This is a genomic window from Parasphingorhabdus sp. (genome assembly GCF_036568145.1).
Lineage (GTDB): Bacteria > Pseudomonadota > Alphaproteobacteria > Sphingomonadales > Sphingomonadaceae > Parasphingorhabdus.
Genome location: NZ_DATCTC010000031.1, coordinates 127,245 through 145,586 on the forward strand (window position 1 = coordinate 127,245; position 18,342 = coordinate 145,586).

Below are 18,342 nucleotides of genomic sequence, written 5' to 3' on the forward strand. Positions count from 1 at the left end.
CCTGGCGGCAAGGTTCCTGAAATCAAATATCTTTGGCGAGGCGAAGGCCCGTAAATTGCCAGCGTTGATGCGGGTAAAAGAAGTTACGATATGTATCGCGGATATGCCCCGGCGGCGTCGCTACGCTTCCGCCCTTCAAGACAAACTGCCCGGACATGAACTTCCCGTTATATTCACCGACTGCGCCCTCGGCGGGTTTGAAACCGGGATAAGGACGATAGGCGCTGCCTGTCCATTCCCACACATTGCCGGTTTCCGGTAATCCGTTTCGCGCGGCCACCTCCCATTCGGCTTCGGTCGGCAGGCGTGCTTTCGTCCAATTGGCATAGGCATCGGCTTCATAAAGGCTGATGTGGCGCACCGGCGCACACAAAATGAGATCGCGCCAACCTTGCAGCGTGAATTCCTTGGTTACGCCGTCCCGCTCTTTCCAGTGCAGAGGGGCGTTAATATTATGATTTTGCACCCAGGCCCAGCCCTCGGACAGCCAATGACGCGGGTCTGCATATCCGCCATCCGCGACAAATTGCTGCCATTCCTCGTTAGTCACCGGTCGGTCGGCTATCGCATGGGGATGCAAAAACACTTCGTGGCAGGGACCTTCGCAATCAAAGGCAAAGCCCTCACCCTTATTGCCAATCGACTGGACACCGGTTGCACCTTCTATCCAGCCCAGCGGCGTTTCGGTAAATGCATGGCGCGGCTTTGGATCGAGCAAAGCCGGGCCAAGAGGATTACGGGAAAACAGGTGCAATATATCTGTCAGCAATAGTTCCTGATGCTGCTGTTCATGATGCAGACCAAGTTCAAGCAAATCCAATGCCTCAGCTGAAAAACCGCCCATCGCTTCCGTCATTGCAGCATCCACATGGGCGCGGTAGTCAAGCACATCCTCTAACGAGGGGCGGGTCAGCAGTCCGCGTGCAGGCCGGTCATGCCGCGGTCCTTCCGCTTCATAATAGCTGTTGAACAAATAGGCATAAGCATCGTCAAAGCGGGCATAGCCGGGCACATGATCGCGTAGAAGAAAAGTCTCGAAAAACCATGTTGTGTGCGCCAGATGCCATTTAACCGGCGAGGCGTCTTCCATCGATTGGACGGTCGCATCGGCATCGCTCAACCCGCTAATCAACAAAATGCTATGGGATCTGATAGCCTGAAACCTGTCCGCAATATCCCGCCGGCGAGAAAGTTTCTCAGAACCAGCAGAAAACGACATGCTTGCGTTGGTTTGATCAGCGATCAGCTCTACTCCGTTTTATCGGTCGTTTACAGAACATAGAACGAACGAGCACAGCGTCAACCGGCTATATTTACTCACAAAGAGTGCTGAAACATATTTCGCAGAGCGCCTTAGCGCAGTCAGACCGGCTTAGCGCGAGGCGCCAGGAACCCATAAAATGTCAGCTTTACCGCCATTATTAAGCATCCGGCCAAGAACGAAAAGATAGTCCGACAACCGGTTGAGATAAGCCAAAGCCTGCGGGTTAATCGCCATAACCTGTGCAGCGCTCACGGCAGTCCGTTCCGCTCTGCGTGCTGTTGCCCGCGCCAGATGAATGGCGGCTGCGGCATTGTTACCGCCCGGCAGGATGAAGCTGGTTAACGGATCAAGCCCGTCATTTATCGCATCAATTTCGCTTTCCAGACGGTCAACTTGCGAATGTGTCACCCGCAATACCATTTCCGAAGGTGCGAAATCATCGTCGTTATCTGCTGGAGTCGCAAGATCGGCGCCCAGATCGAACAGGTCATTCTGGATCACCTGTAACGATTTCAGCAATTCAGCATCATCAAGTTGGCAAATTGCCACGCCCAGCGCGCTGTTAAGCTCATCAACGTCACCAATTGCGGCCATGCGCGGATCATTTTTGGCAACACGCGCGCCGCCGACAAGGCCAGTCGTCCCGTCATCACCAGTCTTGGTGTAAATCTTGTTCAGCTTGACCATAAAGAGCGGTTTTTAGCTTTGGCCGCCGGCAATTAGGATTAGCAAAGCCACCAGAACGATTGCGATCGCTTGATATTTCACCCGCGCGAACATCATTTGATTCTGTTTCTTGTGCGAAGCAGTGACTCCGTCGGCATCGACATCATCCGGCTTCATATTAGCAAAAGCAACCAGCCCGCGCGCCAGAGCATAAACAACGGCACCAGCCGCGATCAGGATCAATATAATCAGTACATAGCTCATAGGATTGCCTTAGACCTTCGACAGGGTAATGCCAACCGGGAATATATTTTTCCGTAATCGGCTGGTTAACATATAGGGATTCGCACCCGCTTCCCGCAATAGGGTTAAAGATGCAGACCCCCGGCTTTTTGATAGTTTCGATCCGGTTTCATCAACCAGAACCGGGTGATGAACATATCGCGGAACGGGCAGCCCCAGCAGCGCCTGCAACAAACGATGGATATGGGTCGATGCAAATAAATCCTGCCCGCGCACAACGTGGGTAATCCCGTCCCGCGCATCGTCCACTGTCACAGCCAGATGATAGCTGACCGGATTATCCTTGGGGATTATAATGACATCCCCCAGCACAGCAGGATCAGCAACCTGCTCGCCGCGCAGGTCGTCATGCCATGTCAATGCGCCCGTTAAATCAAGCGCTTTCTCAACATCCAAGCGCCAACAATGCGGCTCATTGCCAATTCTTTGAGCGACTTCATCCTTATCTAGATGGCTGCAAATGCGCGGATAGATAGGCCCGTCCGGCCCTTGCCTAAACCCTTTGGTTTGCTGGATAGCCTGCAACGACGAGCGCGTGCAAAAGCACGGATATAACAGCCCCATATCTTTTAGCCGCCCGGCCGCCTCGCCATAGCTATCAAGGCGCTGTGACTGGTAAATAACCTCGCCATCCCAGTCTATTCCCAGCCAGCGCAGATCGGCCAGTATCGCATCGACAAATTCCGGTCTGCTGCGGCCAAGGTCGATATCTTCTATCCTGAGCAGGAACTTCCTGCCGCGTTCCCGTGCGTAATCATAGGCCGTAAGAGCCGCATAAGCATGGCCCAGATGCAACCAACCATTGGGGCTTGGTGCAAAGCGCACCACTACATCTTGGCTTACATAGACTCTTGACGTCATAGGGCAGATAATGTTCTTTGCTTGTCAGTTGTAATGACTATGTCATGTTCTTGCGGATAAAGGGCGGACAGTCAAAGACTAAGGGAGGAGTTGAACTATGTACCACCCTGACCTGTTACGGCATCCGGAAAGTTGCCCGTCACTGGTGCTGAACGCCGATTATACGCCGCTTTCTTATTATCCATTAAGCCTGTGGCCCTGGCAAACCGCGATCAAGGCCGTGTTCCTTGACCGGGTCAATATCGTCTCCAGCTATGAACGCGAAGTGCATAGCCCCAATCTCGACATGCAAATTCCATCAGTCATTGCGCTGAAAAACTATATAAAGCCGTCGGAATACCCTGCCTTTACTCGGTTTAATCTGTTTTTGAGGGATAAATTTGCCTGCCAATATTGCGGCAGCCCGAACAACCTGACCTTTGACCATGTTGTTCCGCGCCGCCAAAAAGGCCGCACCACATGGGAAAATGTGACAACTGCGTGCCTGCCCTGCAATCTAAAGAAAGGCGGCCGCACTCCAAAGGAAGCGCATATGCAGCTTTTGCACAGACCGATAAAGCCCACCAACTGGCAACTACAGGAACATGGCCGCAGCTTCCCGCCTAATTTCCTGCATGATACATGGCGTGACTGGCTTTACTGGGACATCGAACTGGAAAGTTGAAACGGCGGTTAAACCTGCCCGCAACGGCGGTGATTGCGTTTTTACAGGCACAAGGATTGTCTTGACCGTGCTGGCACAGCCGTGCAGCAAAGAGCTATGACGCAGAAACGCTCCACAGACTCATCCGTAGCCCCGTCACTGGTTGTTCGGCAAAATCCCGATATTAAATATCTCGGCAAATTGCTGGGTGATGTCATCCGCTCTTATGGCGGCGAAGAATTATATCGCCGGACAGAATATATCCGCTCGACCAGCGTGGACCGTCATCGCGGACTGGCCGATACGCATGCGATTGATCCGGGCCTTGATGCGCTGTCGCTTGACGAAACGACCGCTTTTGTTCGTGGCTTCATGCTGTTTTCTCTGCTCGCCAACCTGGCCGAAGACCGTCAGGGCGTAGAAGCGGAAGAAGGCGCCAGCGTTGCCGAGGCTATCGCAAAACTGGCCAGCGAGGATGTGGACAAGAATGCCGTGCTGGCATTGCTGGACGATGCATTGATCTCGCCGGTATTGACCGCCCACCCTACCGAAGTGCGGCGCAAGAGCATAATCGACCACAGGGCGCGGATCGCCGAATTGCTCTTGATGAAAGACAAAGGCGCGGACGAGACTCCCGAAGGCGATGTGCTTGATGATGCGATAATGCGGCAAATCGCTCTGCTCTGGCAGACAAGGCCGCTGCGCCGTGAACGGCTTTTCGTGACGGACGAGGTGCAAATATCGCAAAGTTACATGCGCGATGTCTTTCTGCCCCTGTTGCCGAAATTATATGACAAATGGGGAAAGGTCTTAGGGGCACGGCTTCCGAATTTCCTGAAGCTGGGAAGCTGGATTGGCGGCGATCGGGATGGCAATCCGTTTGTCGATGCCGATGCGATGAAAGAGGCTTTGTCACGGGCCGCTGAAACCGTGATCGGATACTATCTTGCCTGCATCCACGCGATGGGGGCAGAACTCAGCATATCGACCGAACTGGCCTTCGTTCCCGATGAAGTAATCGCTTTGGCCGATGCCAGCGGTGATGATGCGCCAAGCCGCAAGGACGAGCCTTATCGCCGCGCTCTATCAGGTATCTACGCACGGCTGGCTGCAACGCATTTGAAACTTTGTGGTCATGTCCCCGGACGCCCCTCATCCATCGCGGCGAAACCTTATGATAATCCGCAGCAGTTACGGGAAAATCTTGCCACGCTTGCGGACGGTCTTCGCTCCGGTGGACATGGCACGTTTGCATCATCGGGTGCTTTGGAGCGCTTGATCCGCACGGTTGAGCTGTTCGGTTTCCACTTGGCTACGCTCGATATGCGCCAGAATAGCCGTGTTCATGAACGGGTCGTGGCGGAACTGCTCGCCAAGGCTGGCGTAGAAGGCGATTATCTTTCGCTTGACGAAGACACCCGCATCAAAATCCTGCGTCAGGAACTGGCCAATAACCGTCCGCTGGTTAGTCCTTGGATCAGCTATAGCGAAGAGACTGCCAAAGAGCTTTCCATCCTGCGCGCGGCGGCACAGGCGCATGATGAATATGGCCCGGAAGTCATCGTCAATTATAACATCAGCAACGGCGAAACCGTATCCGACATATTGGAAGTCTATGTGCTCTTGATGGAAGCGGGGCTCTATCGCGCACCCGTCAACCAAGGTGATCCGCCGACTTGCCCGATCATGGCCGTGCCCCTGTTCGAGACTGTAACCGATCTGGAAAACGCTCCGCAAGTGATGACCGCCTTTTTCGCACTGCCCGAAATGCTGGCGCTAACGAAGGCACGCGGCGCGCAGGAAGTGATGATCGGCTATTCCGACAGCAACAAGGACGGCGGCTATCTGACTTCCACCTGGAGCCTGTTCAAAGCGAGTCAGGCGCTGACCCCCGTGTTTGAAAAGGCGGGTGTAAAGATGCAGCTGTTCCACGGCCGCGGCGGAGCTGTGGGGCGCGGCGGCGGCTCCGCCTTTGGCGCGATCAAGGCGCAGCCCAAAGGCACGGTTGATGGCCGTATCCGCATCACCGAACAAGGGGAAGTCATTGCCGCCAAATATGGCACGATGGCGGTAGCCGAGGCCAATCTGGAAGCGATGACATCGGCGGTTCTGCTCCGATCGCTTGAACCTGACCCTGCTGACCACAAGGTTCACGCCGGTTTTGCCGACGCGATGGACCGGATTTCCCGGACCGCTTTTACGGAATATCGTGATCTGGTTTATGGCGATGACAGCTTCCGGACCTTCTTTCGCCAGATGACACCAGTAAGCGAAATCGCAAAACTCAAAATCGGCTCGCGCCCCGCCAGCCGGACGAGAAGCGAAAAAATCGAAGATCTACGCGCCATTCCATGGGTATTCAGCTGGTCACAGGCACGGGTCATGTTACCGGGCTGGTATGGCGTCGGACAGGCGCTTTCGGCTTTTGATGATGTCGAAAAGCTGAAAGACATGGCGCAAAGCTGGCCCTTTTTTCAGGCCACGCTGTCCAACATGGAAATGGTTCTCGCCAAATCCGACATGGGCATCGCCGCGCGCTATGCCCGGCTGGTTGAAGATGAAGCGATGCGGGAAACCTATTTCAATCGCATCCGGTCAAGCTGGGAAGAGACACGCGACATATTGCTGGAAATTACAGACCAACCCCATTTGCTGGCGAAAAACCCGTCGCTGTTCAACAGCATCGAACTTCGCCTGCCCTATATCGAACCGCTCAATCACCTGCAGATAGAATTGATGAAACGCCTGCGCGCCGGAGAGGACGACCCAAGAATTGGCGAAGGGATACAATTATCACTGAACGCCATTGCAACAGCGCTGAGGAATAGCGGATAGCCGTTGCCGATATCTTCCAGCTCAACCAATACGACAAAAGCCTAGGCAGCGGATGCGAGCCCGGCCTGACGTCCGAAAACAACCGCGGTTGTCAATCCTATTGCGGGCAAATATCCCCATGAAGACGGTCCGGAAACTGATCGAGCGGAACCGCCACCTGCAAAAAGATTAGGAAATGCAGAGCCATCACCGCGCAAGACGCGTGCCTGCCCGTCAATCTGGAGTCCACCCTGTGTATGATAGAGGGCGCCAGTCACACGCAGGGCGCGCAAACGCCCCTGTGGCGGGCGATCATCGGACCATGAACGGCCAAAGCTGTCGGCCGCCCCCACCGATGCCGCTGCTGCCGCTTCGGTCAGGGCATGCACCAGCTTATGGGGTTCAACATTAATGAGTCGCGCCAGATCCTCTGTCGATTCCGCTTGTTTCGGAGCATTTAATTCGTTGAGCATAGTCATTTCAGGAATATGGGCGCACCGCGCTTCGATTTCCTCGTCATAGATCACCCAGCATCGCCCATCAGGTTGCTGTGCGACCGGGTGCACCATGCCCGCTATATCCAGCGACTCGTCAGTGAAACGATCACCCGATATATTAACGATCACTCCGCCTTCGATGATGATTGGGGGCGGGACGGTAATACCCTGTGGGTCGGTTAACATTGCGTAGCCCTGATAACTACCCATATCGCCTAGCTTGGCGCCCATTCGTTCCGCGAGAAAGATTGCTTCTCCATCGCTTCCTTCATGGCCGTTATATTTCAGCATCGCTGTCTCTGGCATATAAAGGTCAGTCATCTGACGGTTAGCGCCAAAACCACCGCAAGCAAGGATCAAGTTTTCGCAACCAATCCGTTCTATCTCGCCGTTTTTGCGCTGGACCGCAATGCCGGTCACTCTCCCATCTTCCCCCGTGTATATATCCACAAGCTTCGTTTCCATCAGAACATCAACACCGGCATCACTCATCCGGCGGTGAAGTAACTGAACCATCTCCAGCCCGCTATGGCCAGGCCAACAATGGATACGTGCGCGACTATTGCCGTAGGAGGCGCGAAAACTCGTATCCAGTTCCCAGGGCAGATCATGCGAATTGCGCAACCATTCCAGTGCCGGGGCACTATTGTCAGCGATTGAGCGTGCTATCACCGGATCCGTTTTTCCGCGCGCCTTCGCCATGATGTCAGCGAAGAAAATATCGGGATTATCATCAATACCATGGGCCTTTTGGGATTCACTTCCCGCGGCGCAAAACAAGCCTTGCGACATCCCGGTAGATCCACCAGCCCGGTCATTGCGATCAATCACCAGAGGTGTAACTCCAGCATCCGCCGCTGCCAGCGCGGCCACTGCACCGCAAGCACCGCCACCTGCGACAAGCACCGGAACCGTAAAATCGAAATCGTTCATTCAGTCGTTCTCGCCTGCTCCAACACAGCTGCGGTATTGGTCAGCACGTTCCGTTTTGTGATCTGCTGCTTAAGCGGATCACCGGCCAAAAGATCGTTGATAAGATCGATAACCAGATAAAATTGGCTCATAATTTAATTCCTTTCCGGGATAGCGAAAGCAATGCCCCGGCAATAAATCAAGCGCTTAACACAGGTTGAAGCCACAGCGCGAATAACAAGGCTCTGCGGCCTTACCAATGCTGGCAAACAAAGGGCTGGCCGAGTGGTGGCACAGCCTTCATGCAACCAAATTTGCGGCGCGTGCGTTGATTGGGGTAAAGGAGACTATGATGTCACAGGACAAATCCCCCATCCGCAAAGACGCTCAGGATAGCGACGCCCCCGAAGGCAAGAACCGGTCCCAGCGCGAGGAAGATACGCAGGCGCAAACCGTTGGCAAGCAGGCGCAGAATAAAAACCGAGCGGGTGCGAGCGAGCACGATCCGTCCAGCGACCCCGGCGCGATCAATCCACAGGACGCGCAGGATCTTGTCGATCACATGAAGCAAATGGAACGCAGCGGCGTCATCGACAATTCCGCCTATCGCGACGAACGCAACGACGCCGATTCCGAAAGCCCGCTCGGCCGGTTAGGCCCGGACACCGACCGCGACCCGAAGCTGTCTGACGAATAGGCGGCGAAAGATTGGCGCAGCGGTGGCAGAGTTACCGGCTATATTGATGTAGCGGGCGACAACAAGGAAATCGCTAGTGATGAGGTTAATGATGAGACTGCGCGAAACGGGCGCTATTTTTAGGCATCACATTCCCTAACTTCACTAACTTCACACCAAGGAACCCTTTTTTTCTGCCGATTCCTGTTTTTTCGCGGGAATTTCCAACATTTTATCCAGCCGCCTGCCGATAACGGAAAAATTCCTTCCGGCCGCTTTTTGAATATGCCGGGCGAAGCCAAATATGCTTGCTGAGAAAGAGCCGCGCTGTGCGTATCATAGGTGCGACGATGTAGGACAGCGATTTGTTTGGTGATACCGATAACACCCCGAAACTGAATATGCTTTGACAGAAATGGCCACTCCCCCCACGCCTCGTCATCCTGAACTTGTTTCAGGATCCAAATAGCGCAACCTTAACCGGATGCCATTCCAACCCGCTGTCTATATCGTCACCAACAAGCCCAATGGTACGCCCTATATCGGGGTGACATCAAACCTAATGCAGCGCATCCACCAGCACCGTGAAGGCATCGTGCCCGGTTTCACCCGGAAATATCTTCTGAAGCGGCTGGTCTATTTCGAACAGTTCGGAACGATGGAGCTGGCCATAGCGCGAGAGAAGCAATTGAAGAACTGGCACCGGCCGTGGAAAATCAACCTCATCGAAGCCGCCAACCCGCAATGGCGCGATATGGCCGAGGATTTAGGGTTTGCACCTTTGCGGTGAGTGGTAACCGTGCGCGTCAACCTACTCTCATTTTTGCGGTGAATGGCCCGTGCTCGCCATCTTACTCTCACTTTCGTCATCCCGAACTTGTTTCGGGATCTATCCTCGACGAAGCGCCACATCTCAAGAGATCCTGAAACAAGTTCAGGATGACGAGAGACTGTTATGGCAGGGTTGGCCTAGGGGTGCTCATAGAGCCCCCCTAGGTATTATTTTGTGTCACCACGTCCCGGCTTAGGCATGCGTTCTACGACGTGTGTAGCACTCTTGCGTTGTGCTTCACGAACAGTTGTCAACCGACCGGTTTTTGCATTCCGGCCAATTTTGAAGGTTTTGCTCTTCGACAATTAAATCACCTCCCCTCAGAAAAGTGTAAATAAAACTCTAAACATTCCCGTCTGAAGCTAGCCTGTGTGACAAGCATTGCTGCAATAATAACAACCATTTACTTGCGAATAATATCTGCGAGCTTCAACTACTGCCTGTTGGCATAATACGAAGTCACCCAAATATAATTGATTATTTATGTGAGGCAGCCATGGGCAGACAGAGGTATGGACCTCATGATCACCATTTGGTTGGTTATTTTTGTTGACGTAGTAGCGCGGCATTTTCAGTTCTCCGATAGCTATTGAACAAATGCATTCGAAGAGATATGACCGACGCGCGAAGGTCGAGGTTTATCCCTCTACCTAGTCAGAAAATCAGCAGCTATCATGCTAGTTTTCTAATAGGAGGCGGAGTTGTTCCAGCAACTCCGCCTTTTTGCATAGTAAATATGCCGAATTATTGGATATAGTCAAGTAAAAATTGACCTATGATCAATAAAAAAGCCTGCCAATAAAGACTGGCAGGCTTTTTCAGATGAAATCTACACTTAAATTATCCGTATATACGGACGCCCGGCAGATTATCATACCAATCTTCATCTTCATCATCAAATTCACTGCTTACGTGGTCAGATATGTGAAAACATAAGCAAAGTTTTTCATCCGAATTACGGACAGGATTAATTCTCATGTCCCTAATGAGATCCTGCAGACGAGAGAAAGCTTCTTGAAATTTACGAAATTTCTTTTGATTCTCACTATCTTCAGCTTCTTCAGGAAAACGGAGAGTGTCTATAATAATAGACAACCTCATACACTTCTCGAGTCCAGGTGAAAGCACCCGATCATTGGTCTCACATCTAGACAAATGCTCGGGCGTCACTGAGATCATCTCTGCAAGTTCCTTTGCTTTGATCCGCAGCGATTTACGAATAAACTTTATATCCTCACCGCTAAACTTCTGTGGATGAATTAGTCGCGTTATTGCGACCTGATGCAGTAGCCCTTTTGGGTTTGGAATTATGGTTTTTTCAACTTCCCCTTCATCATCTAATTTTTGCCTTACAGAATTTTTCAGAATAACTGTGAATGGTGCTCCAAGGCTATCCGCTTCATATTCTGGAAGAACAATTTCAGTTGGTTTCCTCTTCATTGTCTTGCTCCAGCAACCATGCCACGCGATCTATGCACAATCCTCTTCCGATTGGCTCGATGGAAAGTATTATTTCCAACGGATCGTCATCAAGCGTGTTACCGACAATTTTATACTGTGAGTCATGTGGGTTCTCCTTCGTTGAGTAAACAATCTGACCATTTTCCAATACCCACAGTAAGTCGGGTAGGAAAATTTTAGACTGCACCATTTCGAGATTGGCGCTGGGCGTGTATGAGAAGTCCCCATCAAGGTATTCCAACCAATAATCGACAAATTCTCTTGCAAGAGCCTTTTTGCCTTTTGCCATGCGCTTTCCTCTCAAAATTGGCGTCACCCTTATTGACTAAAATTGATCATTGATCAAGAAATATTACTCCGCAGCAACTCCCGCTTGTTCGAACATATCTTCACCATCGTCATTATCCGTCGCTTCGATGCCGATGATCTTGTTGCCTTTGCGTTTGTCGAAGCTGTCCCATACTTCGTTCCAGTTGCCACGGGTGGCGCCTTTGGAATATTCGGTGGCGCGGGTTTCGAAGAAGTTGGCGTGCTCGACACCGTTGAGCAGCGGCGCCAGCCATGGGAGCGGGTGGTCTTCGATCATGTAGATTGGCTGGAATCCCAGCTGCGCCAGGCGCCAGTCGGCGATGTAGCGGATATAGCGTTTAATCTCTTTCGCGGTCATGCCGGTCACCGGGCCGTCGCTGAACGCCAGGTCGATAAACGCATCTTCCAGCCGCACGGTTTTCTGGCAGCAGTCGATGATTTCTTCTTTGACATTTTTGGTCAGGCAATCGCGTTCCTTCACGAAGGTGTGGAACATTTTGACAATGCCTTCGCAGTGCAGCGATTCATCGCGCACGGACCATGACACAATCTGCCCCATGCCCTTCATCTTGTTGAAACGCGGGAAGTTCATCAGCATCGCGAAGCTGGCGAACAGTTGCAATCCTTCGGTAAAGCCGCCGAACATGGCCAGCGTCTTGGCAATATCTTCGTCAGTATCGACGCCGAACGTGCCCATATAATCGTGCTTGTCCTTCATCTCTTCATATTCGAGGAACATCGAATATTCGCTTTCCGGCATGCCGATCGTGTCGAGCAGGTGCGAATAGGCGGCGATGTGGACGGTTTCCATGTTTGAAAACGCGGTGAGCATCATCTTGATTTCGGTCGGTTTGAACACGCGGCCATATTTGTCGTGATAGCAATCCTGCACCTCGACATCCGCCTGGGTAAAGAAGCGGAAAATCTGGGTGAGCAGGTTGCGTTCATGATCGGTCAGCTTTTGCGCCCAATCGCGGCAATCCTCACCCAGGGGCACCTCTTCCGGCATCCAGTGGATCTGTTGCTGACGCTTCCAGAAATCATAGGCCCAGGGATATTCAAAGGGCTTATAAGTTTTGCGTGCTTCCAGAAGTGACATTTATCTTACTCCGCTTTCATACATCTATTTTGCCTCGCCCGAAAAGCGGGAGAGGAATTTACGCCTTTACGCCGTCTAAAAAAACAACCCCCTCCCCTAAAGGAGCAAAACGGGAGGGGGCAGTAAGCAGAAACCCGATCATGGGCCCAATTATTACTGGCCCGAAATTACTGACAGGCCAGACATTCGTCATAATCGGTTGTTTCCGCTGTCATCAATTCAACCTTTTTCGGATCAATCGTATTATCCGCTTCCACGCCGCCCGCTATGGCCTGTTCCTGTCCGGCAAAACCGGCGCGCTGGATGGATTTCGAACGCAGATAATAGAGCGATTTGATACCCAGTTCCCATGCGCGGAAATGCAGCATCAGCAAGTCCCATTTATCGACATCCGCCGGAATGAACAGGTTCAGCGACTGCGCCTGGTCAATAAAGGGCGTGCGGTCGGCCGCGAGTTCGAGCAACCAGCGCTGGTCAATTTCAAAGCTGGTTTTATACGCATCCTTTTCCTCGACAGAGAGGAAGTCGAGATGCTGGACGCTGCCGCCCTGCTCCAGGATGCTGTTCCAGACATTGTTGCTGTCTTTCGATTTTTCCTGCAGCAATTTTTCCAGATGCGGGTTTTTGACCACAAAGCTGCCGGACAGCGTTTTGTGGGTATAGATATTCGCAGGGATCGGTTCGATACAGGCCGACGCACCGCCGCAAATGATGCTGATCGACGCGGTTGGCGCGATTGCCATTTTGCAGGAAAACCGCTCCATCACGCCCTGATCGGCCGCATCGGGACAAGGGCCGCGTTCCTTGGCAAGCATCATGCTGGCTTCAGAAGCCTTCGCGGAAATATGCTTGAAGATCTTGAGATTCCACGATTTTGCCAGCGCGCTTTCAAACCCGAGTCCGCGTGCCTGCAAAAAGCTGTGAAAACCCATGACGCCCAGCCCGACACTGCGTTCGCGGCTGGCGCTATATTTCGCCCGCGCCATTTCATCGGGCGCGCGGTCAATATAATCCTGCAGGACATTGTCGAGGAAGCGCATGACATCCTCGATAAATTCCTTGTCCGCCGACCACTCGTCCCATTTTTCAAGGTTGAGGGAGGACAGGCAACACACCGCCGTCCTGTCCTCACCCAAATGATCGCGACCCGTCGGCAGTGTGATCTCTGAACATAGGTTTGAAGTCGATACTTTCAGACCCAGATCGCGGTGATGCTTTGGCATCATCCGGTTCACCGTGTCGTTGAAAATAATATAAGGCTCACCCGTGGCAAGGCGCGTTTCGACCAGTTTCTGGAAGAGTGAACGCGCATTGGCAGTGGCGCGCACTTCACCGGTTTTCGGTGATTTCAGGTCAATATCCCGGCCATCGCGCACGGCTTCCATAAACTCGTCGGTCAGCAAAACACCGTGATGCAGGTTAAGGGCTTTGCGGTTAAAGTCACCGGAAGGCTTTCTGATTTCAAGAAATTCTTCGATTTCCGGATGGTCGATATCAAGATAGCAAGCCGCCGAACCACGCCGCAAGCTGCCCTGCGAAATAGCCAGCGTCAGGCTGTCCATCACCCGCACAAACGGAATGATGCCGGACGTTTTGCCATTCAGGCCAACCGGTTCACCAATGCCGCGGACATTGCCCCAATAGGTACCGATGCCGCCGCCTTTGGACGCCAGCCAGACATTTTCGTTCCAGGTATTGACGATCCCGCCAAGGCTGTCGTCCACGCTGTTCAGATAGCATGAAATCGGCAAGCCGCGCCCCGTGCCGCCATTGGACAATATCGGGGTTGCCGGCATGAACCAGAGTTTGGAAATATAATCGTAAAGCCGCTGGGCATGCTCCTGATCATCAGCATAGGCATCGGCCACGCGGGAAAACAGGTCCTGAAAACTTTCATCAGGAAGCAGGTAACGGTCACGCAGCGTTTCCTTGCCAAAATCGGTCAGCAACGCGTCGCGCGAATCATCCTGAACAATCTTGAAGCGCCGTTTTTCGACGCTGTGGCTATCGCGCTCGGCTTTCAGCTCTTTTTCGTCATTCTGTTTTTCAGCATCAGCTTCCGCTTGTGCTTTTTTACTTGCCCGCGGCTCTTTCACCGTCGCTTTTGTTGCAGCGCTTTCGGACGTGTTCTTTGGAGTGTCCAAAACTTCTACGGCAATATCACCTTCGCTCATATCCGCACCACTATTCCCGGCGTCATCCCGACTATCTCTAAAATCCATCTTAAAAGCCCCTAATCAAATTCTAATCACCCATCCAACCAGTCTGGTCGCAAACCAGCCTTTTGGCGGTCCATCATCGGGCTATTTGTTCCTGTATTGTTCGACTCGGCCAATTGCTTGAAGCCGAGCATTTGAACATAACATTTTTACAGCCCCGGCGGGCATTTATTTTTGCCCGCAAACTTAATAAATCACTTGCGATTCAAGCCAAGGGGAGCCACCCACCGATTCGGCAATACCGATGCAGCAACACTATAAGTTGGTGCATCCCCCCGGCATAACCACAACCTATAGTGGCCTAATCAAAATTATATGCAAGAGGGTAAATTGCTTTTTAATGACTCTGCTCGTCGCACAAATGAGTCACTTCATCGCCCGGCATTTCTTGCCGCAACGCAGCGACGCGTGGACCTGCTAGGGCCTTATAATATGACCAGAGATATCAAGGGGTGAAACGCAATTTATAAAAATTTTACAAATACCCTGTGATCCGGTGCGAGAATCGCGCTTGGGACACTATATCTGGTGCCCGGGAATATGCCAGTGCTTCTATTGATGCCAATCCGGTTTCAGGCATATTATATCATCTGTGACCAGCAAGATTTCGATTTTCAGCATCGCCTGACTGGACAGGGAAGGCCCGTTGGGGCAGAGTCATTTTATGTTCGTAATCCAGTGCATTCGGAGATGCGCTTTCTCTTTATAAAGTATCACATTATTTATGCGTAGTTTTTTTAAGCTCCAATCGCATGACATCGCGATTGACCTGGGGACCGCTAATACTCTGATTTATCTGCGTGGCCAGGGCATTGTTCTGAACGAACCGTCGGTCGTGGCGCTGGAAACCAATGACGGCGTTACCACGGTGCGTGCAGTGGGTAGCGATGCCAAGCTGATGATGGGTAAAACACCCGACAATATAACGGTCATTCGTCCCCTTAAAGACGGTGTAATCGCTGATCTGGATGTCGCGGAACAGATGATAAAGCATTTCATCCACAAGGTGCATGGCAAAAAAACCGGCTTGTTGCGGCGCTTTGATATTGTGATTTGCATCCCTTCCGGATCGACCAATGTCCAGCGCAGGGCCATACGGGATGCGGCTTCCAATGCCGGTGGTTCGCGTATCTTTTTCATCGAGGAGCCGATGGCCGCTGCGATTGGCGCAGGCATCGAGGTGTCAAAGCCCATTGGCACGATGGTGGTCGATATTGGCGGCGGAACGACGGAGGTTGCTGTGCTGTCCCTGCAAGGTCTGGCTTACAGCACGTCGGGCAGCATGGGCGGCGACAAGATTGACGATGCCATCACGTCCCATATCCGCCGCAAGCATAATCTGGCCATCGGTGAAAGCACGGCAGAGAGAATCAAACATGAAATAGCCAGCGCGGTTAGCCCGATCGACCAGGGGCGGACAATGCAGATCAAGGGCCGCGACCTGGTAAAGGGAATGCCGCGCAAGATTGTCATTACCGAAGCGGAAATAGCCTATGCCATTGCAGAGCCGGTGGGCCAGATAACCGAAAGCGTTCGTAATGCGCTGGAAAATACCGCCCCTGAACTGGCTGCCGACATTGTTGATCAGGGCATTGTCCTGACCGGTGGCGGAGCGCTTTTGGGACGGATTGACGAACATATAGCCGAGGAAACCGGGCTGGCTGTTACCATTGCCGACGATCCGCTGACCTGTGTCGCCATTGGCGCTGGCCTGGCGATGGAAGATCCGCAGTATAGCGGAGCGCTGATACCCGCCTAAACCTTTCCAATGGTGCCCCGCTCATACAAAGTCTTGCTGACTTTCACCATATCCGCCAAAAGGCATCCCGATCGCATATCAAGTATATTTCCGGAGCCATAATGACCGTTACGATTAAAAAAGCCGACCTGATTGAAAGCGTTGCCGACGCGCTGCAATTTATTTCTTACTATCACCCGATGGATTATATCCGGGCACTGGGTGAAGCCTATAAAGCAGAAAAATCCCCCGCGGCCAAAGATGCAATCGCGCAAATATTGACCAACAGCCGCATGTGCGCAGAGGGACACCGGCCAATTTGTCAGGACACCGGCATCGTCAACGTGTTCGTGAAATGGGGCATGGACTGCCGCCTGGACGATACATCGAAATCCATGCAGGAAATCGTCGATGAGGGCGTGAGACGCGCCTATCTGCATCCGGAAAACAAGCTGCGCGCCTCCATCCTTGCCGACCCCGCATTCACCCGCCGCAATACCAAGGACAACACACCGTCCGTGCTGCATGTCGAAATGGTGCCGGGAAGCACAGTCTCGATCGACGTGGCGGCCAAGGGCGGCGGTAGCGAGAATAAATCCAAGTTCAAGATGATGAACCCCAGCGACAATATTGTTGACTGGGTGCTGGAAATGGTGCCGCAAATGGGCGCTGGCTGGTGTCCTCCGGGGATGCTCGGCATCGGGATTGGCGGCACGGCGGAACGCGCTGTCCTGCTCGCCAAACAATCGCTGATGGACCCGATTGATATGGGCCAGTTGAAACAGCGCGGCCCGCGTAACGATATTGAAGAGCTGCGTATCGAGATATTTGACAAGGTCAATGCACTGGGCATCGGGGCGCAGGGACTTGGCGGATTGTCCACCATATTGGACGTCAAAATCAACGACTGGCCTTGCCACGCGGCGGGTAAACCGGTCGCGATGATCCCCAATTGCGCGGCCACACGCCACGCACACTTTACACTGGATGGCAGTGGCCCCGCCTATCTGGAAGCACCAAAGCTGGATGAATGGCCGGACGTGAACTGGGTGCCATCATCCGAAGCCAAACGTGTCCAGCTCGACACGCTTGATGCCGCAGAGGTTGCATCGTGGAAACATGGCGACCGCTTGCTGCTCAACGGCAAAATGCTGACCGGCCGCGATGCCGCGCACAAACGGATCAAGGACATGCTCGACAAGGGCGAGGAATTGCCGGTCGAATTCAAGGGCCGCGTCATATATTATGTCGGCCCGGTCGATCCTGTGGGCGAGGAAGTCGTCGGCCCTGCCGGTCCCACCACCGCGACGCGGATGGACAAGTTTACCGACATGATGCTGGAACAGGGCCTGCTCGCCATGGTTGGCAAGGCAGAGCGCGGGCTTGATACCGTCGAGTCGATCCGCAAGCATAAAAGCGCCTATCTGATGGCCGTGGGCGGCAGCGCCTATCTGGTGAGCCGCGCAATCAAAGGGTCCAAAGTCGTAGGCTTTGAAGATCTTGGCATGGAAGCGATTTACGAATTTGAAGTGCAGGATATGCCCGTAACCGTCGCTGTCGATTCCGAAGGCCAAAGCGTCCACCACCTCGCGCCATTAGTGTGGCAGGAAAAGATCCGGAAAGAAGGCTTGCTGGAAGGCGTCTAAGTATCGTCGCCCCTGCGCAGGGGCGACGATATAATATCACCATATCACGTCTGAATATGACAAGCAGGCAAATATGGACTATAGAAACTACATGTATGTTTTCATCATCTTTATCTGCGGGATCGGCAATTTCGCCATGCACAAGGCGATGATGGAGAGCAAACACCCGATGGTCACCGAAGCGCGGGGCAATTTCACCAGGTTTCTGGGACCTTATGGCAGCTATATTATAGAGTTCCTTATGCTTTTGGCAGCCTTGGTATTTGCCAATATGGGAATGCTTATGGCTGTCATCTTTTACGTTATCTACACACTCGCTAACGGTGCGGGTGCTTATGCGTTATTTTCAAACAGGCGTTGAAATGAAAAACTGAGGCGGATATTTCTGCCTCCTCCCCGGCC

The 18,342-nt window shown here is 52.8% G+C and carries 17 protein-coding genes; 7 read left to right on the forward strand and 10 right to left on the reverse strand.

Annotation, left to right across the window (positions count from 1 at the left end; translation table 11 throughout):
- Positions 1-22: 22 nt before the first annotated feature.
- From egtB to gluQRS, 4 genes are all read right to left on the reverse strand, one after another.
- The gene (gene egtB, locus VIN76_RS12155) at positions 23-1,219 is read right to left on the reverse strand and encodes an ergothioneine biosynthesis protein EgtB (protein WP_332042118.1); all 1,197 of its coding nucleotides are present in this window, start codon (positions 1,217-1,219) and stop codon (positions 23-25) included.
- Positions 1,220-1,372: 153 nt separating this feature from the next.
- Positions 1,373-1,951, reverse strand: a complete 579-nt coding sequence (locus VIN76_RS12160; protein ID WP_332042119.1) for a cob(I)yrinic acid a,c-diamide adenosyltransferase — start codon at positions 1,949-1,951, stop codon at positions 1,373-1,375.
- Positions 1,952-1,963: 12 nt separating this feature from the next.
- Complete coding sequence (locus VIN76_RS12165; RefSeq protein ID WP_332042120.1) at positions 1,964-2,194, reverse strand: HIG1 domain-containing protein; 231 nt, start codon at positions 2,192-2,194, stop codon at positions 1,964-1,966.
- A gap of 9 nt (positions 2,195-2,203) precedes the next feature.
- Positions 2,204-3,094, reverse strand: coding sequence for a tRNA glutamyl-Q(34) synthetase GluQRS (gluQRS, locus tag VIN76_RS12170; RefSeq protein WP_332042121.1), 891 nt, complete (start codon positions 3,092-3,094; stop codon positions 2,204-2,206).
- Between the two features lie 97 nt (positions 3,095-3,191).
- Here gluQRS and VIN76_RS12175 point away from each other — a divergent pair, with 97 nt between their 5' ends.
- On the forward strand, positions 3,192-3,758 hold the full coding sequence (locus tag VIN76_RS12175; protein ID WP_332042122.1) for an HNH endonuclease: 567 nt from the start codon (positions 3,192-3,194) through the stop codon (positions 3,756-3,758).
- A 96-nt stretch (positions 3,759-3,854) separates the two neighbouring features.
- Positions 3,855-6,572 (forward strand): phosphoenolpyruvate carboxylase, encoded by a 2,718-nt coding sequence (gene ppc, locus VIN76_RS12180; RefSeq protein WP_332042123.1) that lies wholly within the window; start codon positions 3,855-3,857, stop codon positions 6,570-6,572.
- 41 nt (positions 6,573-6,613) lie between these two features.
- On the opposite strand, the gene VIN76_RS12185 is transcribed toward ppc, so the two are convergent.
- The gene (locus tag VIN76_RS12185; RefSeq protein ID WP_332042124.1) at positions 6,614-7,981 is read right to left on the reverse strand and encodes an FAD-dependent oxidoreductase; all 1,368 of its coding nucleotides are present in this window, start codon (positions 7,979-7,981) and stop codon (positions 6,614-6,616) included.
- Positions 7,978-8,112, reverse strand: coding sequence for a hypothetical protein (locus VIN76_RS12190; RefSeq protein ID WP_332042125.1), 135 nt, complete (start codon positions 8,110-8,112; stop codon positions 7,978-7,980). Before VIN76_RS12190 ends, VIN76_RS12185 begins: the two co-directional genes overlap by 4 nt.
- A 107-nt stretch (positions 8,113-8,219) precedes the next feature.
- On the opposite strand from VIN76_RS12190, the gene VIN76_RS12195 reads away from it, so the two are divergent.
- The gene (locus VIN76_RS12195) at positions 8,220-8,657 is read left to right on the forward strand and encodes a hypothetical protein (protein ID WP_332042126.1); all 438 of its coding nucleotides are present in this window, start codon (positions 8,220-8,222) and stop codon (positions 8,655-8,657) included.
- Positions 8,658-9,120: 463 nt separating this feature from the next.
- Positions 9,121-9,426, forward strand: a complete 306-nt coding sequence (locus tag VIN76_RS12200; RefSeq protein WP_332042127.1) for a GIY-YIG nuclease family protein — start codon at positions 9,121-9,123, stop codon at positions 9,424-9,426.
- A gap of 882 nt (positions 9,427-10,308) precedes the next feature.
- Here VIN76_RS12200 and VIN76_RS12205 read toward each other — a convergent pair.
- From VIN76_RS12205 to VIN76_RS12220, 4 genes are all read right to left on the reverse strand, one after another.
- Positions 10,309-10,908, reverse strand: a complete 600-nt coding sequence (locus VIN76_RS12205; RefSeq protein ID WP_332042128.1) for a helix-turn-helix transcriptional regulator — start codon at positions 10,906-10,908, stop codon at positions 10,309-10,311.
- Positions 10,889-11,218, reverse strand: a complete 330-nt coding sequence (locus VIN76_RS12210; protein ID WP_332042129.1) for a hypothetical protein — start codon at positions 11,216-11,218, stop codon at positions 10,889-10,891. The genes VIN76_RS12205 and VIN76_RS12210 overlap by 20 nt, the downstream gene beginning before the upstream one ends.
- 63 nt (positions 11,219-11,281) lie before the next feature.
- The gene (locus VIN76_RS12215) at positions 11,282-12,337 is read right to left on the reverse strand and encodes a ribonucleotide-diphosphate reductase subunit beta (protein WP_332042130.1); all 1,056 of its coding nucleotides are present in this window, start codon (positions 12,335-12,337) and stop codon (positions 11,282-11,284) included.
- 167 nt (positions 12,338-12,504) lie between these two features.
- Positions 12,505-14,559: a ribonucleoside-diphosphate reductase subunit alpha gene (locus VIN76_RS12220; RefSeq protein ID WP_332042131.1), complete on the reverse strand. Its 2,055-nt coding sequence runs from the start codon at positions 14,557-14,559 to the stop codon at positions 12,505-12,507.
- A 721-nt stretch (positions 14,560-15,280) separates the two neighbouring features.
- Between VIN76_RS12220 and VIN76_RS12225 the strand changes: the two genes are divergently transcribed.
- From VIN76_RS12225 to VIN76_RS12235, 3 genes are all read left to right on the forward strand, one after another.
- Positions 15,281-16,315 (forward strand): rod shape-determining protein, encoded by a 1,035-nt coding sequence (locus tag VIN76_RS12225; RefSeq protein ID WP_332042132.1) that lies wholly within the window; start codon positions 15,281-15,283, stop codon positions 16,313-16,315.
- Positions 16,316-16,416: 101 nt separating this feature from the next.
- The gene (locus VIN76_RS12230) at positions 16,417-17,940 is read left to right on the forward strand and encodes a fumarate hydratase (RefSeq protein ID WP_332042133.1); all 1,524 of its coding nucleotides are present in this window, start codon (positions 16,417-16,419) and stop codon (positions 17,938-17,940) included.
- Between the two features lie 73 nt (positions 17,941-18,013).
- The gene (locus VIN76_RS12235) at positions 18,014-18,301 is read left to right on the forward strand and encodes a hypothetical protein (protein ID WP_332042134.1); all 288 of its coding nucleotides are present in this window, start codon (positions 18,014-18,016) and stop codon (positions 18,299-18,301) included.
- Positions 18,302-18,342 lie beyond the last annotated feature (41 nt).

Coding starts and splice junctions, on each gene's coding strand:
- egtB (WP_332042118.1), bottom strand. CDS start 1,219: ATGTCGTTTTCTGCTGGTTCTGAGAAACTTTCTCGCCGGCGGGATATT.
- ppc (WP_332042123.1), top strand. CDS start 3,855: ATGACGCAGAAACGCTCCACAGACTCATCCGTAGCCCCGTCACTGGTT.
- VIN76_RS12225 (WP_332042132.1), top strand. CDS start 15,281: ATGCGTAGTTTTTTTAAGCTCCAATCGCATGACATCGCGATTGACCTG.
- VIN76_RS12210 (WP_332042129.1), bottom strand. CDS start 11,218: ATGGCAAAAGGCAAAAAGGCTCTTGCAAGAGAATTTGTCGATTATTGG.
- VIN76_RS12185 (WP_332042124.1), bottom strand. CDS start 7,981: ATGAACGATTTCGATTTTACGGTTCCGGTGCTTGTCGCAGGTGGCGGT.
- VIN76_RS12175 (WP_332042122.1), top strand. CDS start 3,192: ATGTACCACCCTGACCTGTTACGGCATCCGGAAAGTTGCCCGTCACTG.
- VIN76_RS12235 (WP_332042134.1), top strand. CDS start 18,014: ATGGACTATAGAAACTACATGTATGTTTTCATCATCTTTATCTGCGGG.
- gluQRS (WP_332042121.1), bottom strand. CDS start 3,094: ATGACGTCAAGAGTCTATGTAAGCCAAGATGTAGTGGTGCGCTTTGCA.
- VIN76_RS12230 (WP_332042133.1), top strand. CDS start 16,417: ATGACCGTTACGATTAAAAAAGCCGACCTGATTGAAAGCGTTGCCGAC.
- VIN76_RS12220 (WP_332042131.1), bottom strand. CDS start 14,559: ATGGATTTTAGAGATAGTCGGGATGACGCCGGGAATAGTGGTGCGGAT.
- VIN76_RS12205 (WP_332042128.1), bottom strand. CDS start 10,908: ATGAAGAGGAAACCAACTGAAATTGTTCTTCCAGAATATGAAGCGGAT.
- VIN76_RS12195 (WP_332042126.1), top strand. CDS start 8,220: ATGCTGGCAAACAAAGGGCTGGCCGAGTGGTGGCACAGCCTTCATGCA.
- VIN76_RS12200 (WP_332042127.1), top strand. CDS start 9,121: ATGCCATTCCAACCCGCTGTCTATATCGTCACCAACAAGCCCAATGGT.
- VIN76_RS12190 (WP_332042125.1), bottom strand. CDS start 8,112: ATGAGCCAATTTTATCTGGTTATCGATCTTATCAACGATCTTTTGGCC.
- VIN76_RS12165 (WP_332042120.1), bottom strand. CDS start 2,194: ATGAGCTATGTACTGATTATATTGATCCTGATCGCGGCTGGTGCCGTT.
- VIN76_RS12160 (WP_332042119.1), bottom strand. CDS start 1,951: ATGGTCAAGCTGAACAAGATTTACACCAAGACTGGTGATGACGGGACG.
- VIN76_RS12215 (WP_332042130.1), bottom strand. CDS start 12,337: ATGTCACTTCTGGAAGCACGCAAAACTTATAAGCCCTTTGAATATCCC.